Annotated in this window: 16 protein-coding genes; 12 read left to right on the plus strand and 4 right to left on the minus strand. The window is 62.7% G+C overall.

The window, feature by feature from the left end; genetic code table 11:
* Positions 1-81: 81 nt before the first annotated feature.
* Positions 82-1,974 (minus strand): propionate--CoA ligase, encoded by a 1,893-nt coding sequence (locus tag QZW03_RS12685; protein ID WP_296510368.1) that lies wholly within the window; start codon positions 1,972-1,974, stop codon positions 82-84.
* A gap of 174 nt (positions 1,975-2,148) precedes the next feature.
* Positions 2,149-2,757 (minus strand): isochorismatase family protein, encoded by a 609-nt coding sequence (locus QZW03_RS12690; RefSeq protein WP_296510369.1) that lies wholly within the window; start codon positions 2,755-2,757, stop codon positions 2,149-2,151.
* A gap of 194 nt (positions 2,758-2,951) precedes the next feature.
* On the opposite strand from QZW03_RS12690, the gene QZW03_RS12695 reads away from it, so the two are divergent.
* The 5 genes from QZW03_RS12695 (at position 2,952) to QZW03_RS12715 (ending at position 9,159) form a co-directional block, all read left to right on the plus strand.
* Positions 2,952-3,461 (plus strand): C40 family peptidase, encoded by a 510-nt coding sequence (locus QZW03_RS12695; protein WP_296510417.1) that lies wholly within the window; start codon positions 2,952-2,954, stop codon positions 3,459-3,461.
* Positions 3,462-3,486: 25 nt separating this feature from the next.
* On the plus strand, positions 3,487-4,140 hold the full coding sequence (alkB, locus tag QZW03_RS12700; RefSeq protein WP_296510370.1) for a DNA oxidative demethylase AlkB: 654 nt from the start codon (positions 3,487-3,489) through the stop codon (positions 4,138-4,140).
* 149 nt (positions 4,141-4,289) lie between these two features.
* A complete protein-coding gene (locus tag QZW03_RS12705) occupies positions 4,290-5,726 on the plus strand; it encodes an aldehyde dehydrogenase family protein (protein ID WP_296510371.1) in 1,437 nt (478 codons plus the stop codon).
* A 49-nt stretch (positions 5,727-5,775) separates the two neighbouring features.
* Positions 5,776-6,483, plus strand: coding sequence for a VOC family protein (locus tag QZW03_RS12710; RefSeq protein ID WP_296510372.1), 708 nt, complete (start codon positions 5,776-5,778; stop codon positions 6,481-6,483).
* An 81-nt stretch (positions 6,484-6,564) separates the two neighbouring features.
* Positions 6,565-9,159 carry a DEAD/DEAH box helicase gene (locus tag QZW03_RS12715; protein WP_296510373.1) on the plus strand — a complete coding sequence of 865 codons (2,595 nt, stop codon included), beginning with the start codon at positions 6,565-6,567 and terminating at the stop codon, positions 9,157-9,159.
* 66 nt (positions 9,160-9,225) lie between these two features.
* Here QZW03_RS12715 and QZW03_RS12720 read toward each other — a convergent pair whose 3' ends face one another.
* Positions 9,226-9,537, minus strand: coding sequence for an addiction module antidote protein (locus tag QZW03_RS12720; RefSeq protein ID WP_296510374.1), 312 nt, complete (start codon positions 9,535-9,537; stop codon positions 9,226-9,228).
* A 9-nt stretch (positions 9,538-9,546) separates the two neighbouring features.
* Positions 9,547-9,855: a type II toxin-antitoxin system RelE/ParE family toxin gene (locus QZW03_RS12725; RefSeq protein ID WP_296510375.1), complete on the minus strand. Its 309-nt coding sequence runs from the start codon at positions 9,853-9,855 to the stop codon at positions 9,547-9,549.
* Between the two features lie 262 nt (positions 9,856-10,117).
* Between QZW03_RS12725 and QZW03_RS12730 the strand changes: the two genes are divergently transcribed.
* From QZW03_RS12730 to QZW03_RS12760, 7 genes are all read left to right on the plus strand, one after another.
* Positions 10,118-10,372, plus strand: coding sequence for a hypothetical protein (locus QZW03_RS12730; protein ID WP_296510376.1), 255 nt, complete (start codon positions 10,118-10,120; stop codon positions 10,370-10,372).
* Complete coding sequence (locus QZW03_RS12735) at positions 10,372-10,677, plus strand: hypothetical protein (RefSeq protein ID WP_296510377.1); 306 nt, start codon at positions 10,372-10,374, stop codon at positions 10,675-10,677. Before QZW03_RS12730 ends, QZW03_RS12735 begins: the two co-directional genes overlap by 1 nt.
* A gap of 15 nt (positions 10,678-10,692) precedes the next feature.
* Complete coding sequence (locus QZW03_RS12740; protein WP_296510378.1) at positions 10,693-11,385, plus strand: hypothetical protein; 693 nt, start codon at positions 10,693-10,695, stop codon at positions 11,383-11,385.
* A 77-nt stretch (positions 11,386-11,462) separates the two neighbouring features.
* Positions 11,463-11,948, plus strand: coding sequence for a MarR family winged helix-turn-helix transcriptional regulator (locus QZW03_RS12745; protein ID WP_296510379.1), 486 nt, complete (start codon positions 11,463-11,465; stop codon positions 11,946-11,948).
* A gap of 164 nt (positions 11,949-12,112) precedes the next feature.
* Entirely contained in the window at positions 12,113-13,171 is a 1,059-nt protein-coding gene (locus tag QZW03_RS12750) for an aromatic ring-hydroxylating dioxygenase subunit alpha (RefSeq protein ID WP_296510380.1), read from the plus strand.
* Complete coding sequence (locus QZW03_RS12755; RefSeq protein ID WP_296510381.1) at positions 13,168-14,136, plus strand: PDR/VanB family oxidoreductase; 969 nt, start codon at positions 13,168-13,170, stop codon at positions 14,134-14,136. The genes QZW03_RS12750 and QZW03_RS12755 overlap by 4 nt, the downstream gene beginning before the upstream one ends.
* A gap of 190 nt (positions 14,137-14,326) precedes the next feature.
* On the plus strand, positions 14,327-15,019 hold the full coding sequence (locus QZW03_RS12760) for a FadR/GntR family transcriptional regulator (RefSeq protein ID WP_296510382.1): 693 nt from the start codon (positions 14,327-14,329) through the stop codon (positions 15,017-15,019).
* Positions 15,020-15,035: the final 16 nt, after the last annotated feature.

Here is a 15,035-nt window from a genome sequence, read left to right on the forward strand (position 1 = left end):
GCGGATTGTGCCACCGAATGATTTTGAGAGATAGTAAAGACTTGGCCGGGGTATGCACTTCGTGCATACCCTCATGCCGATTTAGGCGAGCAGCTCACGAATCTGTTGCAGGGCTCCGGGGTCCTCCATGGTGGTCAGGTCGCCGGGGTCGCGCCCTTCACACACCGCCTGGATGGCACGCCGCAGCAGCTTTCCGCTGCGGGTTTTAGGCAAAACCGACACAAAGCGCACCCGGGCCGGCCGGCCCACAGCGCCAATGGTCTGGTCCACCACCTTCATGATCTCGGCCTCCAATTGGAGCTTGGCAGCATCATCCACCAGCAGAGATGCGTCTTTCACCACCACAAAGGCCACGGCAACCTGACCCTTCAAGGCGTCAGCCACCCCGACCACGGCTACCTCTGACACGTTGGCATGGCTGGAAATGCTCTCTTCGATCTCGCGGGTCCCCAAGCGGTGTCCCGCCACGTTAATGACGTCATCGGTGCGCCCGAGGATGAAGAAATAGCCATCTTTATCCCGCACCGCCCAGTCGAACGTGCTGTACAGCTGCTTGCCGGGGATGCTGCTCCAGTAGGTTTTGACGAAGCGCTCATCATCCCGCCACACTGTCTGCATGCAACCGGGTGGCAAGGGGCCCTCGATGGCGACCACCCCTTTCTGGTCCGGCCCGGTCAACTCCTCAGAGGTGTTCTCGTCAATAAGCTTGATGTTGTAGCCATACATGGCCACACCCGGGCTGCCGAATTTGCTGGGCGCCTTTTCAACGCCATTGGCAATGGTCAAGATAGGCCAGCCGGTTTCTGTCTGCCAATAGTTGTCGATGATGGGCTTACCCAGACTCGCACTGATCCACTGGGCGGTGGGCTCATCCAGAGGCTCGCCCGCCAAGAACAGTGCGCGCAAGCTGGAAAGATCGTATTTGCTGAGCAGCGCAGGGTCCTGCTTTTTAAGCACCCGCACCGCTGTGGGGGCGCTGAACATCACCGTAACTTTGTACTTCTCCACCAGGCTCCACCACACACCGCCGTCCGGCCGGGTGGGCAGGCCCTCGTACATGATGGTGGCCATGCCGGCAATCAAAGGCCCGTAAATGATGTAGCTGTGCCCCACCACCCAGCCGATATCGCTGGTTGAAAAGTAAGTTTCGCCCGCGTTGCCACAAAAGATGTGCTGCATGCTGGCCGCCAAGGCCACGGCATAGCCCCCCGTGTCGCGCTGCACCCCCTTGGGCTTGCCGGTTGTGCCACTGGTGTACAGGGTGTAGCTTGGGTGGCCCGAGTCCAGCCAGACGCACGGCACCACGGTTTCCAAGTGAGCTGAGCGCAAATCCGCCCACACATGGTCACGCCCGGCCACCAATTGCATGGGTGCCAGCTTGCGGTCCACCATCAGCACCGCGGCCGGCTTGTGGCTGGAGGTGGCAATCGCCTCATCCAGCAACGGCTTGTACTCCACCACCTTGCCGCCGCGGGAGCCTGCATCGGCACTCACCACCACCACCGGAGATGCGTCTTCAATCCGCGAGGCCAATGAGCCGGCGGCAAAGCCGCCAAACACCACGGTATGAATAGCCCCGATGCGCGCGCAAGCCAGCATGGCAAACGAAGCCTCGGCAATCATGGGCATGTAAATCAGCACCCGGTCGCCCTGCTTCACTCCCAGCGCTTGCAGGGCAGCCGCCATACGCTGCACCTCGGCGTGCAATTCCGCAAAGGAATACACCTTTTCGGTATTGGTTTCTGTAGATACGGCAATCAAAGCGGCTTGATCGGCTCGGGTTGCCAGGTGCCGGTCGACCGCGTTGTGACAGAGGTTGGTGGTTCCCCCGACAAACCACTTGGCGAACGGCGGCTGGCTGTAGTCGCACACCTGCGTGGGCGGCGTGTGCCAATCAATCATGGCGGCCTGTTCAGACCAAAAGCCATCGCGGTCATCGATGGAACGGCGGTAAAAATCAGCGTAGCCTGTCATTGTTTGTCTCCGGTCGGGCCCATAAAACTGAATTCATAATTATGGATAAGCAACTTGCTGCAAGCTGACTCCCTCGCCGATGGGCCCGCAGCCACAGGGGCCTCAAACAAAAAAGGCAGCCACCGCCAGGGAGCTGCCTTGTGCACACGCTGCAAGCGGCAAGGCCGTCAACCCTTATTTAATGAGGGCTTGCGCTTCTTTAAATACGGGGTGCTCCGCCGTGCGGATCCACTCAAAGGCCACCATTTCAGTAGTCACCAGCTCCGCGCCTGCTCCGGCCAGCCGGTCAAAGGCGGCATCGCGGTTGCGCTCGGTGCGGGAGCTACAAGCATCGGTCACCACCCACACTTCAAACTCGTCTTCCAACAGGTCCAGCGCGGTTTGCATCAAGCAAACGTGGGTTTCACAGCCCGCAATCACAATCATGCTGCGCTCTGAGGCAGGTGGCTTTTGCAGATGTTTGGGCAGGCTACGGGCATTGCCCTGCACCGGCTTGGCCGGAGGGCGCAACCACTCGCCCAAGCCCTCTTCGATAGCGCTGAACTGCATTTTGTTCAGCACCCGGGCACCCGCGCCCGCTAACGCTGCACCCAAGTCAGGCACCGTGTTACCCAGTCCGGCCGGATTCTGCTCGGTATAAAACGCCGGCACCTCCAACAAAGCCGCCAGCTTGGCCAGGCGCACCGCATTGCCCAGTACCAACTCCGATTCAAACATGGCGGGCATCAAGCGCGCCTGGTAGTCCACCAGCACCAACTGGCTTGAGTCGACGTCCATCAACATAGCAAAATCCTTCTCAAAAAACGTTCGCAGAGCATAACCGCCCTCAGCGCGGGGCCTTGGCCACCGCGTTTCGCAGGAAGAATATCTATGCGAATCAATGCGTTAGAGATGAAATCAAATGTATCTGACTGCTTGACAGGCCGCGCCGACCCCACTAGAGTGCGCCGATGCGTTTTTTCTTAGTCTGTGCCCTGATGCTGTCTTTTGGCATCGCCCACGCCCAAACCGCCCCGGCTCCCAGCGACGACATGTCCCGCTTGTTGGCAGAGCGCGGCTTGCTGTCCCGCATTGGTGATGTAGGCCAAAAGGTAGGCAACCGCGCCACCGAGCTGGTCATGAACTCCATGGCTTTTTTGGGCGTGCCCTACAAGCGCGGCGGCACGGAAGCTGAGATCGGTTTCGATTGCAGTGGTTTTGTCCGTGCCATCTACCAACAAACCGCCGGACTGCTGCTGCCCCGCCAGGCTTCCGAGCAGGCTGCCGCCACCCAAAAAATCGACAAACACGAGTTGCAACCCGGCGACCTCGTGTTCTTCAACACCATGCGCCGCACGTTCAGCCACGTTGGCATTTACGTGGGTAACGGCAAATTCATCCACGCACCAAAACCCGGTGCCGAGGTGCGCGTAGAGGACATGGGCATTAGTTACTGGGCTAAGCGCTTCGACGGCGCACGCCGCGTCAACACCGAACAGCAGCCCTGAGCGGCCCGATGCGGTCAGGTTCACCATGAACCTTGATCTTTTCGGCGACCCGCCGCCAGCCGACGCCTCCCCCCACCCGCTTTCCCCTGGCGCTTTTTCGCTGGAGGGCTTGGCGCTCGCGCAAGCCCCGCGTCTGTGGGCAGAAATTCAAAACATCACCTGCATCAGCCCTTGGCGGCACTTGCACACCCCTGGCGGGCTCAAGATGTCGGTGGCCATGAGCAATTGCGGCCCCTGGGGCTGGGTGAGCGATGCCAGCGGCTACCGCTACCAGCGCACGGACCCGCTCACAGGCGCGGCTTGGCCCGCCATGCCGGGTATCTTCACCGAACTGGCAACGCTGGCTGCAGAGCGGGCCGGCTACCCCGGTTTCGTGCCGGACGCCTGCCTGATCAACCACTACACGCCCGGCGCCCGCATGAGCCTGCACCAAGACAAAAACGAGCTTGACTACCGCGCCCCCATCGTGTCGGTGTCGCTGGGCTTGCCCGCCGTTTTTGAATGGGGCGGGCTCCAACGGAGCGACCCCGTGCAACGCGTGCGGCTGCACCATGGCGATGTTGTGGTGTGGGGCGGGCCGGCGCGCTTGCGCTTTCATGGGGTCCAGGCGGTAGAGCCCGGGCACCACCCGCTCACCGGTGCCTGCCGCATCAACCTGACCTTCCGCACCGCGGCCTAGGGTGAACCCGCAGCCGGTTTGGGGAGCCGGCTCAAAACCGCACCACGGCGACTCCCGCTCGCTGCACTTGCCCCCACAATGCCTGCTGCCAAAGCATCGCGCAGCACAATAAAAGCGCCTGCCTTCCCCCTACCGCCAGGAGCCATCGTATGAGCCAAGCTATTCAAGACGCCGACCCGCAATTGATGCAATCCACCTTCGAGGCCCAGCGCGCCACAGCACTCGCCTGGCGGCAATCGACGGCGGCGGAGCGCATTGAGCGGCTGCAGCGCCTGCGCACCAGCCTGATGGCCCACCAGGAAGCCCTGTTTGACGCCTTTGCGGCCGACTTTCACAAGCCCCGCTTCGAGGTCACCGGCACCGAAATCGTGCCCAGCTTGGACGAGATCCGCCACAACATCGGGCACATCAAACGCTGGATGCGCCCCGGCAAAGTGAGCGCCACCGAGCTCACCATGGGCAACAGCGCCTACGTGCAGTACCAGCCCCGCGGCCGCTGCCTGATCATCGCGCCCTGGAACTACCCGCTCTACCTGCTGCTCAGCCCGCTGGTGTCGGCCTTGGCGGCCGGCAACACCGCCATCCTCAAGCCCTCGGAAATGGCGCCGCGCGTGGCCCAAGTGCTGGCCAGCATCGTGGCCAAGGCATTTCCGGCGCGCGAAGTCGCTCTGTTTGAAGGCGGCTTGGCAACCTCGCAGGCACTGCTGGCCATGCCGTTTGACCACATCTTTTTCACCGGATCACCCGCCGTGGGCAAAGTGGTCATGGCGGCTGCGGCCAAGCACCTCACCAGCGTGACGCTGGAGCTGGGCGGTAAGTCCCCCACCATCGTGGACGAAACGGCCGACCTGCAAAAAGCGGCCGAAACCCTCATGTGGGGCAAGTTCGTCAACGCCGGCCAGACCTGCGTGGCACCCGACTACCTGTATGTGCACGCTGCCGTGCGCGACGCCTTTGTGGCCGCCTGCCAAGCGGTCATCAAGGCCCGCTATGGCGACAGCGCCCAGAGCCAGCGCAGCAATGCGGACTTCACCCACATCATCAACCAGCGCCACACCCAGCGTATCGGCAGCTTGCTCCAAGACGCCACCTCGCGCGGCGCGCGGGTGCTGGCCGGTGGCGAGGTCGATGCAGCCTCCAACTACATCGCCCCCACGCTGGTCGACAACGTGCCGATGGACTCCACCTTGATGCAAGAAGAAATCTTCGGCCCGGTGCTGCCCATCCTGCCCTACACCGACCTGCAGCAAGTGATTGAAGCCATCAACGCCGACCAGAAGCCGCTGGCCCTCTACATCTGGAGCAACAGCCAGACCAACATCGACAAAGTGCTCACGAACACCAGCTCGGGCGGCGCCTGTGTGAACCACTGCGTGCTGCATGTGGCCCATGGCAACCTGCCTTTTGGCGGGGTCAATAACTCGGGCATCGGCAGCTCACACGGCATTTACGGCTTTAAGGCGTTTTCGCACGAGCGCGCGGTGCTCAAGGGCGGCTGGCTGCCCAGCATCCGCATGTTTTTTCCGCCCTACACGGCCGGGCGCGCGCGCATCATGCAGCTGCTGGTGAAGTGGGTGGGGCGCTAAAGCGCGCTGCCCCGGAGGGCGCAGGCGACGGCGGTGGTATCGTGCGGCGATGAAAACACAGATAGACCACCTCGTCGTTGCCGCCCACACCCTCGAACAAGGCGTGCAGTGGTGCGAAGCCACCCTGGGCGTGACGCCGAAAGCCGGCGGTGAACACAGCCAGTTCGGCACCCACAACAAGCTCTTTAAAATCGCCACGCCGGGCCACCCGCTGGCGTATTTCGAAATCATTGCCATCCAGCCCGGCGCCAAAGGTCCGGCCAACCCCAACGCCAAGCGCTGGTTTGACCTCGACAACCCCGAGCTGCGCGCCGCAGTTGCCAAGGAGCCGCGCCTGGTGCACTTTGTGGCCGGCACCGACGAGATGTTGGCCGCCCGCATTGCCCTCAAAAACATCGGCATCGAACGCGGCCCGGCCATGCCGGCTAGCCGCCACTCGCGCAAAGGAGTGCTGCACTGGCAAATCACCGTGCGTGAAGACGGCTACCGCCTGTTTGAAGGCTGCCTGCCCACGCTCATTCAATGGGGCAAGCCCGAAGACGCCGAGCCCCTGCGCCTGCACCCGCGCAACAGCCTGCCACGCAGCCGCGTGAGCCTGGACAGTATTGCGGTGAGCCACCCGAGTGCAGCCAAACTGCAAGCGGCCTATGCCGCCATTGGCTTGGAAGGCATTGCCATCACCGAGGGCCCGGCCAACCTGAGCGCCACGCTCAAAACGCCCAAAGGCATGGTCACGCTGCAAAGCTTGGGCATTTAAACGGCAGTTGGCGACGAGGATTTGCTCTGCTTTTGATAGCTACTCGCGCATATTCCAACTGGGTTAGAGGCCATTTTGACCATGAAACCGACGCGCAGCAGCCCGCCCGCGCCCCCGCCAGGCACTGAGAGCGCAGATGGCGCGGTGCCCGGCCAGTTCCGCCCCCGCATCACGCTGATGACGCTGGGCCGGGGCGAGGGCCTGCTGGGCCTCAAGCCCCAGGGCAAGCTGGGCCCGCGTGGCGACAGCGTGACGCTGGCGCAGTTCGACTGGACCTACCGCACCCCGGTGGGCGACCGCTGGGAAACGCCCGCCCCCACCTCCATCCTCAACAGCCGCGCCGCCGAGTTTGAGGAATTGTTTGACACCGGCGGCCCGGTGGTGCGCCTGCAGCGCAATCTGGTGGCCGAGGCCGACGCCATGGACGCGGTGTGGGACCTGGGCTTTGTGCCGCTGGTGGACGCCAGTTTTCAGTGGCGCAGCCAAAAGCAGCGCCCGCATCTGGGCAGCGTGTGGACCCTGCCGCAAGAAGATCACTTTGGCGACTTCTGGGCCGACCAGGTGCCCCAGCTGCAAGCCAAGGGCTGGCAAGTGGTGGTGCAGCCCGGCTTTGCGCACGAAAGCGTGCCGGTTGAGCGCTGGAGGCTCATCCTCAGCAACACCGGAGAAGTGCTGGGCAAGGAGCTGGACAGCCCGCTGGTTAAACCCACACGCGGCGTCGAAAAGCTGGCCCTCCCCGGGCGCGAAGGCGAATGGCTGCTGAGCCTGGGCATCGAGATTGACGGTGAGACGCTGGACCTGGCCCCTATGCTGGCCAACCTCCTCAAGCGCGACCCGCGCTGGCTGATCCGCAACTACCTCGACACCTTGGACGACTTGGCCACGGTATCGCTACGCGCGCCGGGTGGCCGGCGGATTGACGCCGAAGCCGGGCCGCTCAAAGCCATTGTGGGCGCCATGGTGGACTTGCTGACCGACCCGCTGCGCATGGCCGTCAAAGGCCCCATCCAACTCGGCGCGTGGGAGGCCCGCCGCATCAACACCCTGCGCGCCAGCCTGTTGGATGTGCATCGCGTGGGTGCCCACCAAAGCTGGCAGCTCGGGGGTGATGTGGGGCTGGCCGCGCTGGCCCAGCGCCTGCACAGCACAGGCCAGCCCCAGCCGGTGGCTGCACCTGCTGGTTTGCAAGTGCAATTGCGGCCGTATCAATTGGAAGGCCTGGCCTGGCTGCAATACCTGCGCGCACAGCACCTAGGCGGCATCTTGGCCGACGACATGGGCCTGGGCAAAACCGCGCAAGCGCTGGCCCATGTGCTGCTGGAGAAACAAGCGGGGCGGCTGGACCGCCCGGTGCTCGTGGTGCTGCCCACCTCGCTCGTGTTCAACTGGCTGACTGAGGCCAAGCGCATGGGGCCGGACTTGCGGTTGCTGAACCTGCACGGGCCGGAGCGCGCCAGCCTGTTTGCCGACATGCCCGCGCACGACCTGGTGATCACCACCTACCCGCTGCTGTGGCGCGACATAGCCGCGCTGGCCGTGCAGCCTTTTCACCTGGTCATTCTGGATGAGGCGCAAATGGTCAAAAACGCGGCCAGCCGCAGCGCCCGCGCCCTGCGCCAACTGCAAAGCCGCCACCGCCTGTGCCTGACCGGCACCCCGCTGGAAAACCACCTGGGCGAACTCTGGGCGCAGTTCGACTGGCTGATGCCCGGCTTTCTGGGCGACCAGCGCAGCTTTGCCGCCCGCTGGCGCAAGCCGATTGAAGAGAACGGCGAGACCGTGCGCGCCGCCCTGCTCGCCCAGCGCGTGCGCCCCTTCATCATGCGCCGCCGCAAGCAAGACGTGGCCACCGAGCTGCCGCCGCGCACCGAAGTCATCCAGCGCGTGCAACTGCAAGGCCGCCAGCGCGAGCTGTACGAAAGCGTGCGCGTGGCCGCCGACAAACAGGTGCGCCGCGTGCTGCAACGCCAGAACTTTGCGGGCGCGCAAATCAGCATCCTGGATGCGCTGCTGAAATTGCGGCAGGTGTGTTGCGATCCTTTCCTCGTCAAAGGGAGTGAGCTTGGGGCCGACATGGAACGGACGAAGCTGCATGCACTTACCGACTTGCTGGTCCCGCTGGTGGACGAAGGCCGCCGCGTGCTGGTGTTCTCGCAGTTCACCGAGCTGCTGGAGCTGATAGCCGATGCGCTCAGTGCACTGCGCCTGCCGTTTTTAAGCCTCACCGGCCAAACCGCCCCCGCCCAGCGCGGCAAGGTGGTGAAGCGCTTCCAAGCGCTGGAGGTGCCGGTGCTGCTGGTGAGCCTCAAGGCCGGTGGCATCGGCCTGAACCTCACGGCTGCCGACACGGTGATCCACATGGACCCGTGGTGGAACCCCGCGGTGGAAGAGCAAGCCACCGCCCGCGCCCACCGCATCGGCCAGGACCAGCCGGTGTTCGTCTACAAGCTGGTGGTGGAAGGCAGCATCGAAGAACGCATGCTGGAACTGCAGGCCCGCAAACAAGCCCTGGCCGACGGCGTGCTGGGCCACGACGCCGAGGGCGCGCCTAAGTTTGACCAAGCCGATTTGCAAGCGCTGCTGGCGCCACTGGGCGCGCTCATGGCACAAGGCCAGACGCCGGAAGAAGCTGTGCGGCGTTGGGGTAGGACTGGTAGCCGGGTGGAGGGCTTTTAGGCATTAAATCGGCCTCTAGCCCACGTCTTACCTGCGCGAGCAGCTACCAATTTAGTAGCAATTAGCTCACACCGATGAGCTCGCGCTGGTGCGCGGCGTGGCCCCCAGCTTGAGGCCCAGTGCCTTGATGACCTTGAGGATGGTGGCAAAGCTCGGGTTGCCTTCGCCCGAGAGCGCTTTGTACAAGCTCTCACGCCCCAGCCCGGTGTCTTTGGCCAGCTGCGTCATGCCGCGGGCGCGGGCGATGTCGCCCAGCACATGTGCGATGTAGGCGGCGTCATCGCCAGCCTCTTCCATACAAATCGCAAAGTAGTCGGCAATGTCTTCCTCGGTTTTGAGGTGCTCGGCAACATCCCATTTACGTGTTTTGAGTGCCATGGTGTATTCCTAAAGTTGTCTGGCCAATGCCAAGGCGGCTTTGATGTCTTTGGCTTGCGTGGACTTGCTACCGCCTGCCAGCAAAAACACGAACTCCAAGCCGCGCTGAGTGAAATACACGCGGTAGCCGGGCCCAAAGTCGATGCGCATTTCACTCACGCCCTCGCCGACGGGTTTCACATCGCCAAAGTTGCCCAGCTCTGCCCGCCGGATACGCGCTTGCACACGCAACATAGCTTGCCGATCTTTCAACGCTGCAATCCACGCATCGAAAACTTCGGTTGTTTGAATCGTGTACTTGGCCAGAATGTATCCCATTAAATACAATTTTGGTGAGCCACACCAAACCCGAAAGGCATTAAAGACGCCTGATAAGCATGAAATTGGCCTCTAGCCCGCGTGGAACATGCGCAAATTGCTACTGAATAAATAGCAATTTTGTTCCTTGGCATGGGCAAAGTGCGTAATAAATGAGCATTTATCAGTAGCGGATAAAGACTCATAAACCCAATCGCTTTCAAAAACGCACTTGAAACCGTATGATTGGCCGCACTATTTAGCCCACCATTCGGAGCACGCCATGTCCCCCATCAGCGCCAACGACCTCAAAACCAAAGGCATTTCTGCCATTGAGTTGGCCCTCAGCACGGCCACCGAGGCGGTGGTGCAGGTGCGCGGCAAAGACAAGTTTGTGGTGATGGACATGGCGCACTACCACTACCTGCGCGAATGCGAGCTGGACGCGGCGCTGGCCCAAACCCGCGCCGACTTGGCGGCAGGCCGCGCCGTGCAAGAGTCGCCCGAGGCGCACCTGGCGCGGCTGGACGCCATGTAATGGCGGGCGCCACTACGCCACCCAGCGGCGCGCCCTGTGAGTTGGTTTTTACCGAGCAATACAACCGCAAGGCCGCCCGCTTTCTGAAACGCCACCCGGACTTGCGCCAGCAATACCTGAAAACACTGCAGGTGCTGGAGCTGAACCCGGCCCACCCCTCCCTGCGTTTGCACGCCCTGCGCGGCAAACTTGAAGGGCTGCAGTCGGTATCCATCAACCTGTCGTACCGCATCACGCTGGAGCTGTTGATCCAAGACGGCCAGATCATTCCGGTGAACGTGGGTGACCACGATGCGGTGTACTGAAGTTTGGAAACTGCTATGAATACATCCACTACCCGCCACCTACTTCCCCATCTTCAAGGCATCGCCAGCCGTATCGTCCTGGCTATCGGTTTAGTTGCTGCCGTTTTCGGCGGAGTTAGCAACGCTTGGGCGGCTGGCGGCGATACCTGGCAGGAAGAGGTGCTGTTGCACGATGGGCAAAAGATGGTGGTGGAACGCTCGCAGACCTATGGCGGGCGCTATGAGATGGGTCAGTCGATGCCCGCCAGAGAGCACACGATTCGGTTCACCCTGCCAAACTCGTCCAACGCAATCAGTTGGACGAGCGAGTACGGCGAAGGCTTGGGGCGTACCAACTTCAACCTTTTGGCTCTGCACGTCAAAGACAAAACGCCGTATGTGATTGCGGAGCCCAACCTTTGCTTGGCATACAACCATTGGGGCCGACCAAACCCGCCCTATGTGATCTTCAAATGGGAAGCCAAGGCTTGGCAGCAAATCGGGATTGCGGCCCTCCCAACCGAGTTCAGCACCATCAACCTGATTGTCAATAACAGCCGCATTGACGAAATCAAGGACAACAGCAAATCCACCGGCTATGTACCCGCGACTTATGTGCAGGTCATGAATGGACGGTTGCCACAAGCCCAATACCGCTCCATCCTGCGGGAGCCGATGGCAACAGGGCTGTGCCCGCAATACTCGGCTAGCCCTAAAGCGCCAGATTGAGCGATAGGCAAATCAGCCTCTAGCGCAGACTATTCGTCCACTTACCGCTACGCTATTGATAGCAAACCTATCCCAAAATGCCCAAGAATTCCGCTTCCCCCATCCCCCTACAAGCCGAACCCGGCCACCTGATCCGGCGGGCGCACCAGTTGGCGGTGGGCACGTTTGCCAAGACACATGGCAAGCAGATCACGCCGGTGCAATACGCGGTGCTGCGCGCGCTGCAAGACGCGCCGGGCATGGACCAGGTGACGCTGGCCGAGCGCGTGGCGCTGGACACATCGACCACCGCCGACATTGCTGCCCGGCTGGATGCCAAGGGTTGGATCGTGCGGGAGCTGCTGCCCCGCCGCCAGCGCGCACTGCGGCTCACTCCCGAGGGCGAGGCGGTGCTGGCCGAGATGCTGCCGCGGGTGGACCCCATGTATGCGCAGCTGCTGGGCGCCTTGGAGCCGGCCGAGCGGGAGGAGTTTTTGCGCCTACTGCGCAAGTTTGTGCACCTGAACACGCCAGCCGTTGAAAGTCCGGGCGATGCGGCGGACCAGCCATCCGACGGCGCATAGCCCGCTGCCAGCCCCTACCGACCAATCGTCGGATTCATCCCGTCGTCAAGGGAAAACCCTCATCCCCAGCCCCTAGCCGTGGAATTGACTTCGGTCTATGATTCTCGTCATTCAGCATACTGAATGAAGAAATTCACCGCCCTTTCCATCCAAGGAGCCACGCCATGTTTCCCCTCAACACCTGGTACGTTGCCGCACGCAGCGAAGAGATCCCTTCCGACCGCCCCTTGGGCCGCCGCATTTGCAACATCCCCATGGCGCTGTTCCGCAACAGCGCAGGCGTGCCGGCCGCGGTGGAAGACTTTTGCCCGCACCGGGGCGCCCCGCTCTCGCTGGGCAAGGTGGAGGGCGACACGCTGGTCTGCGGCTACCACGGCTTGGCCATGGGTTGCGACGGTAAGACCGTGTCCATGCCCTGCCAGCGGGTGCGCGGCTTTCCGGCCAACCGCTGCTTTCCCCTGCACGAGGAACACGGTTTTGTGTGGGTGTGGCCCGGCGACGCGGCCCAGGCGGATGTGGCCAGCATTCCGAAGTTTGAATGGCTGGGCAACCCGCAGTTTGGCTACGGCGGCGGCTTGTACGAGATTGCCTGCGACTACCGCCTGATGATCGACAACCTGATGGACCTGACGCACGAAACCTATGTGCACAGCACCAGCATCGGCCAAAAGGAAATTGACGAAGTGCCCTGCCAGACCCGCGTGGACGGCGACCATGTGATCACCGAGCGCTTTATGGAAGGCATTGAGGCTCCGCCTTTCTGGAAGATGGCGCTGCGCATGAACGGCCTGCCTGACGACCAGCCGGTGGACCGCTGGCAGATTTGCCACTTCACGCCGCCCAGCCACATCATGATTGAGGTGGGTGTGGCGCTGCAGGGCCACGGTGGCTACCACGCGCCCGACGAGTTTAAGGCCGCAAGCTGGGTGGTGGACTTCATCACCCCCGAGACGGATACGAGCATCCACTACTTCTGGGGCATGGCGCGCAAGTTCAAACCGGCCGACGCCGAGCTGACCGCGCAGATTCGCGAAGGCCAGGGCAAGATTTTTGGCGAAGACCAGGAGATGCTGGAGCGCCAGCAGCAAAACCTGCTGGCCTACCCCGAGCGCAAGCTGTTGATGTTGAACATCGATACTGGTGGCGTGCAGTCGCGCAAGATCATTGACCGCATCGTGGCCGCAGAGCGCAGCCCGGTCGCTGCAGAAAGCGCAGCCGCATGAGCAGCGCCACCACCTTGCAAGTGCGGGTAGCCGCCAAGCGCACCGAGGCGCAAGACATTTGCAGCCTGGAGCTGGTGGCGCTGGACGGCAGCGCCCTGCCCGCCTTTAGCGCCGGTGCGCACATTGATGTGCACCTGCCCAACGGCTTGCAGCGCCAATATTCGCTGTGTAACGCCCCGAGCGAAACCCACCGTTATGTGATTGGGGTGCTGCGCGACGCGGCGTCGCGCGGTGGCTCGGTAGCCGTGCACGAGCTGGTGGCCGAGGGCAGCACGCTCACCATCAGCACCCCGCGCAACCTGTTCCCCTTGGACAGCGCTGCGCCCCACCACCTGCTGCTGGCAGGTGGCATTGGCATCACGCCCATGCTGGCGATGGCGGAACATTTGGCGGCGACCGGCGGCGGGTTCACCCTGCACCACTGCAGCCGCAGCCGCGCGCGCACGGCTTTTGTGGAGCGACTGGCTGCAGCGCCCTTTGCCGCCCACGCCCACCACCACTTTGACGATGGCGATGCGGCGCAAAAGCTGGACATTGCCGCCACCCTGCAAAGCGCCCCGGCAGGCACCCACTTGTATGTGTGCGGCCCGCAAGGCTTTATGGACGCGGTGCTGACCGCAGGCCGCGCGGCCGGCTGGCCTGAGGCGCGGCTGCACCGCGAATACTTTGGAGCCGCCCCCACCGCCAAAGCGGACGACGGCAGCTTTGAGCTGGAGATAGCCAGCACGGGCAAGGTCATCAAGGTGCTGCCCGACCAGACCGCACTGGCTGCGCTGCATGTGGCGGGCATCGACATCCCCATGTCGTGCGAGCAAGGCGTGTGCGGCACCTGCCTCACCCGCGTGAAAGCCGGCACGCCCGACCACCGCGACCAGTACCTGGAGCCCGACGAGCAGGCGGCCAATGACCAGTTCTTGCCCTGCTGCTCGCGGTCCCAAAGCGCTCGCCTGGTGCTGGATTTATAGACAAATTTGCCTCTAGCCCCCGTATTACCTGCGCGAGAAGCTACTAACACCATAGCAACAACCGCCCTTGTGGCGGTTTTTTTACGCCCGTTGCACGAGCTCTGGAGAAAACCCTAGAACGTTTCCAGGCTCCATCGCCGCACAATTCGGCCAACTGGCCTTACCAATTTACCTTTTAGCCAATCGACGTATGCCGTTTCAACCCATAGAGCCCCGCCGGCTGTACCGCCAGATTGCCGACCAGTTGCGCCAACTCATCCAGAGCGGCGAGTTCGCCATCGGCAGCAAGTTGCCGGCCGAGCGCGATCTGGCCACCAAGATGGGCGTGTCCCGCCCGTCGGTGCGGGAGGCGCTGATTGCGCTGGAGGTGGAAGGCCTGATCGAAGTCCGAATGGGCTCGGGCATTGTGGTGATTGGGCGCGAGAGCGTGCGCCTACTGGACAACGCGCCCGGCCCGCTGGAAATCATTCGCGCCCGCCAGCTCATTGAAGGCGAGCTGGCTGCGCTGGCCGCGAAAAGCACCGACCCAACCCTGGTGCTCGACTTGCAAGAAACCCTGCGCGACATGGAGGCCGACATTGCGGCCCGCATCCTGCCCACCCGTGGTGACCGCAACTTTCACATCCGCATTGCCCAGGCCAGCGACAACAGCGCATTGCAAGCGGTGGTAACCCAGCTGTTTGACGAACGCAATGGCCTGATGTTCCAAAAACTGGGCGGCCACTTTGAGCGCGAAGCCACCTGGTACCAGGCGGTAGACGAGCACCGCGCAGTCATTGCCGCCATAGAGCGCAACGATGCCGACATGGCCCGCGCCGCCATGAGCGGCCACCTGGACCGCTCGCACGAGCGCTTCTCGGCCAGCTTGACCCACCTGTCCTAACTTCCCTCTATCTCAA

The sequence above is a fragment of the Rhodoferax sp. genome (assembly GCF_013297935.1).
Lineage (GTDB): Bacteria > Pseudomonadota > Gammaproteobacteria > Burkholderiales > Burkholderiaceae_C > Allorhodoferax.

Excerpts from the sequence above, each read along its gene's own strand:
- QZW03_RS12715 (WP_296510373.1), top strand. The coding sequence starts at position 6,565 with ATGAAACCGACGCGCAGCAGCCCGCCCGCGCCCCCGCCAGGCACTGAG.
- QZW03_RS12705 (WP_296510371.1), top strand. The coding sequence starts at position 4,290 with ATGAGCCAAGCTATTCAAGACGCCGACCCGCAATTGATGCAATCCACC.
- QZW03_RS12695 (WP_296510417.1), top strand. The coding sequence starts at position 2,952 with ATGCTGTCTTTTGGCATCGCCCACGCCCAAACCGCCCCGGCTCCCAGC.
- QZW03_RS12730 (WP_296510376.1), top strand. The coding sequence starts at position 10,118 with ATGTCCCCCATCAGCGCCAACGACCTCAAAACCAAAGGCATTTCTGCC.
- QZW03_RS12685 (WP_296510368.1), bottom strand. The coding sequence starts at position 1,974 with ATGACAGGCTACGCTGATTTTTACCGCCGTTCCATCGATGACCGCGAT.
- QZW03_RS12740 (WP_296510378.1), top strand. The coding sequence starts at position 10,693 with ATGAATACATCCACTACCCGCCACCTACTTCCCCATCTTCAAGGCATC.
- QZW03_RS12690 (WP_296510369.1), bottom strand. The coding sequence starts at position 2,757 with ATGTTGATGGACGTCGACTCAAGCCAGTTGGTGCTGGTGGACTACCAG.
- QZW03_RS12750 (WP_296510380.1), top strand. The coding sequence starts at position 12,113 with ATGTTTCCCCTCAACACCTGGTACGTTGCCGCACGCAGCGAAGAGATC.
- QZW03_RS12745 (WP_296510379.1), top strand. The coding sequence starts at position 11,463 with ATGCCCAAGAATTCCGCTTCCCCCATCCCCCTACAAGCCGAACCCGGC.
- QZW03_RS12735 (WP_296510377.1), top strand. The coding sequence starts at position 10,372 with ATGGCGGGCGCCACTACGCCACCCAGCGGCGCGCCCTGTGAGTTGGTT.
- QZW03_RS12720 (WP_296510374.1), bottom strand. The coding sequence starts at position 9,537 with ATGGCACTCAAAACACGTAAATGGGATGTTGCCGAGCACCTCAAAACC.
- QZW03_RS12755 (WP_296510381.1), top strand. The coding sequence starts at position 13,168 with ATGAGCAGCGCCACCACCTTGCAAGTGCGGGTAGCCGCCAAGCGCACC.
- QZW03_RS12725 (WP_296510375.1), bottom strand. The coding sequence starts at position 9,855 with ATGGGATACATTCTGGCCAAGTACACGATTCAAACAACCGAAGTTTTC.
- QZW03_RS12710 (WP_296510372.1), top strand. The coding sequence starts at position 5,776 with ATGAAAACACAGATAGACCACCTCGTCGTTGCCGCCCACACCCTCGAA.
- QZW03_RS12760 (WP_296510382.1), top strand. The coding sequence starts at position 14,327 with ATGCCGTTTCAACCCATAGAGCCCCGCCGGCTGTACCGCCAGATTGCC.
- alkB (WP_296510370.1), top strand. The coding sequence starts at position 3,487 with ATGAACCTTGATCTTTTCGGCGACCCGCCGCCAGCCGACGCCTCCCCC.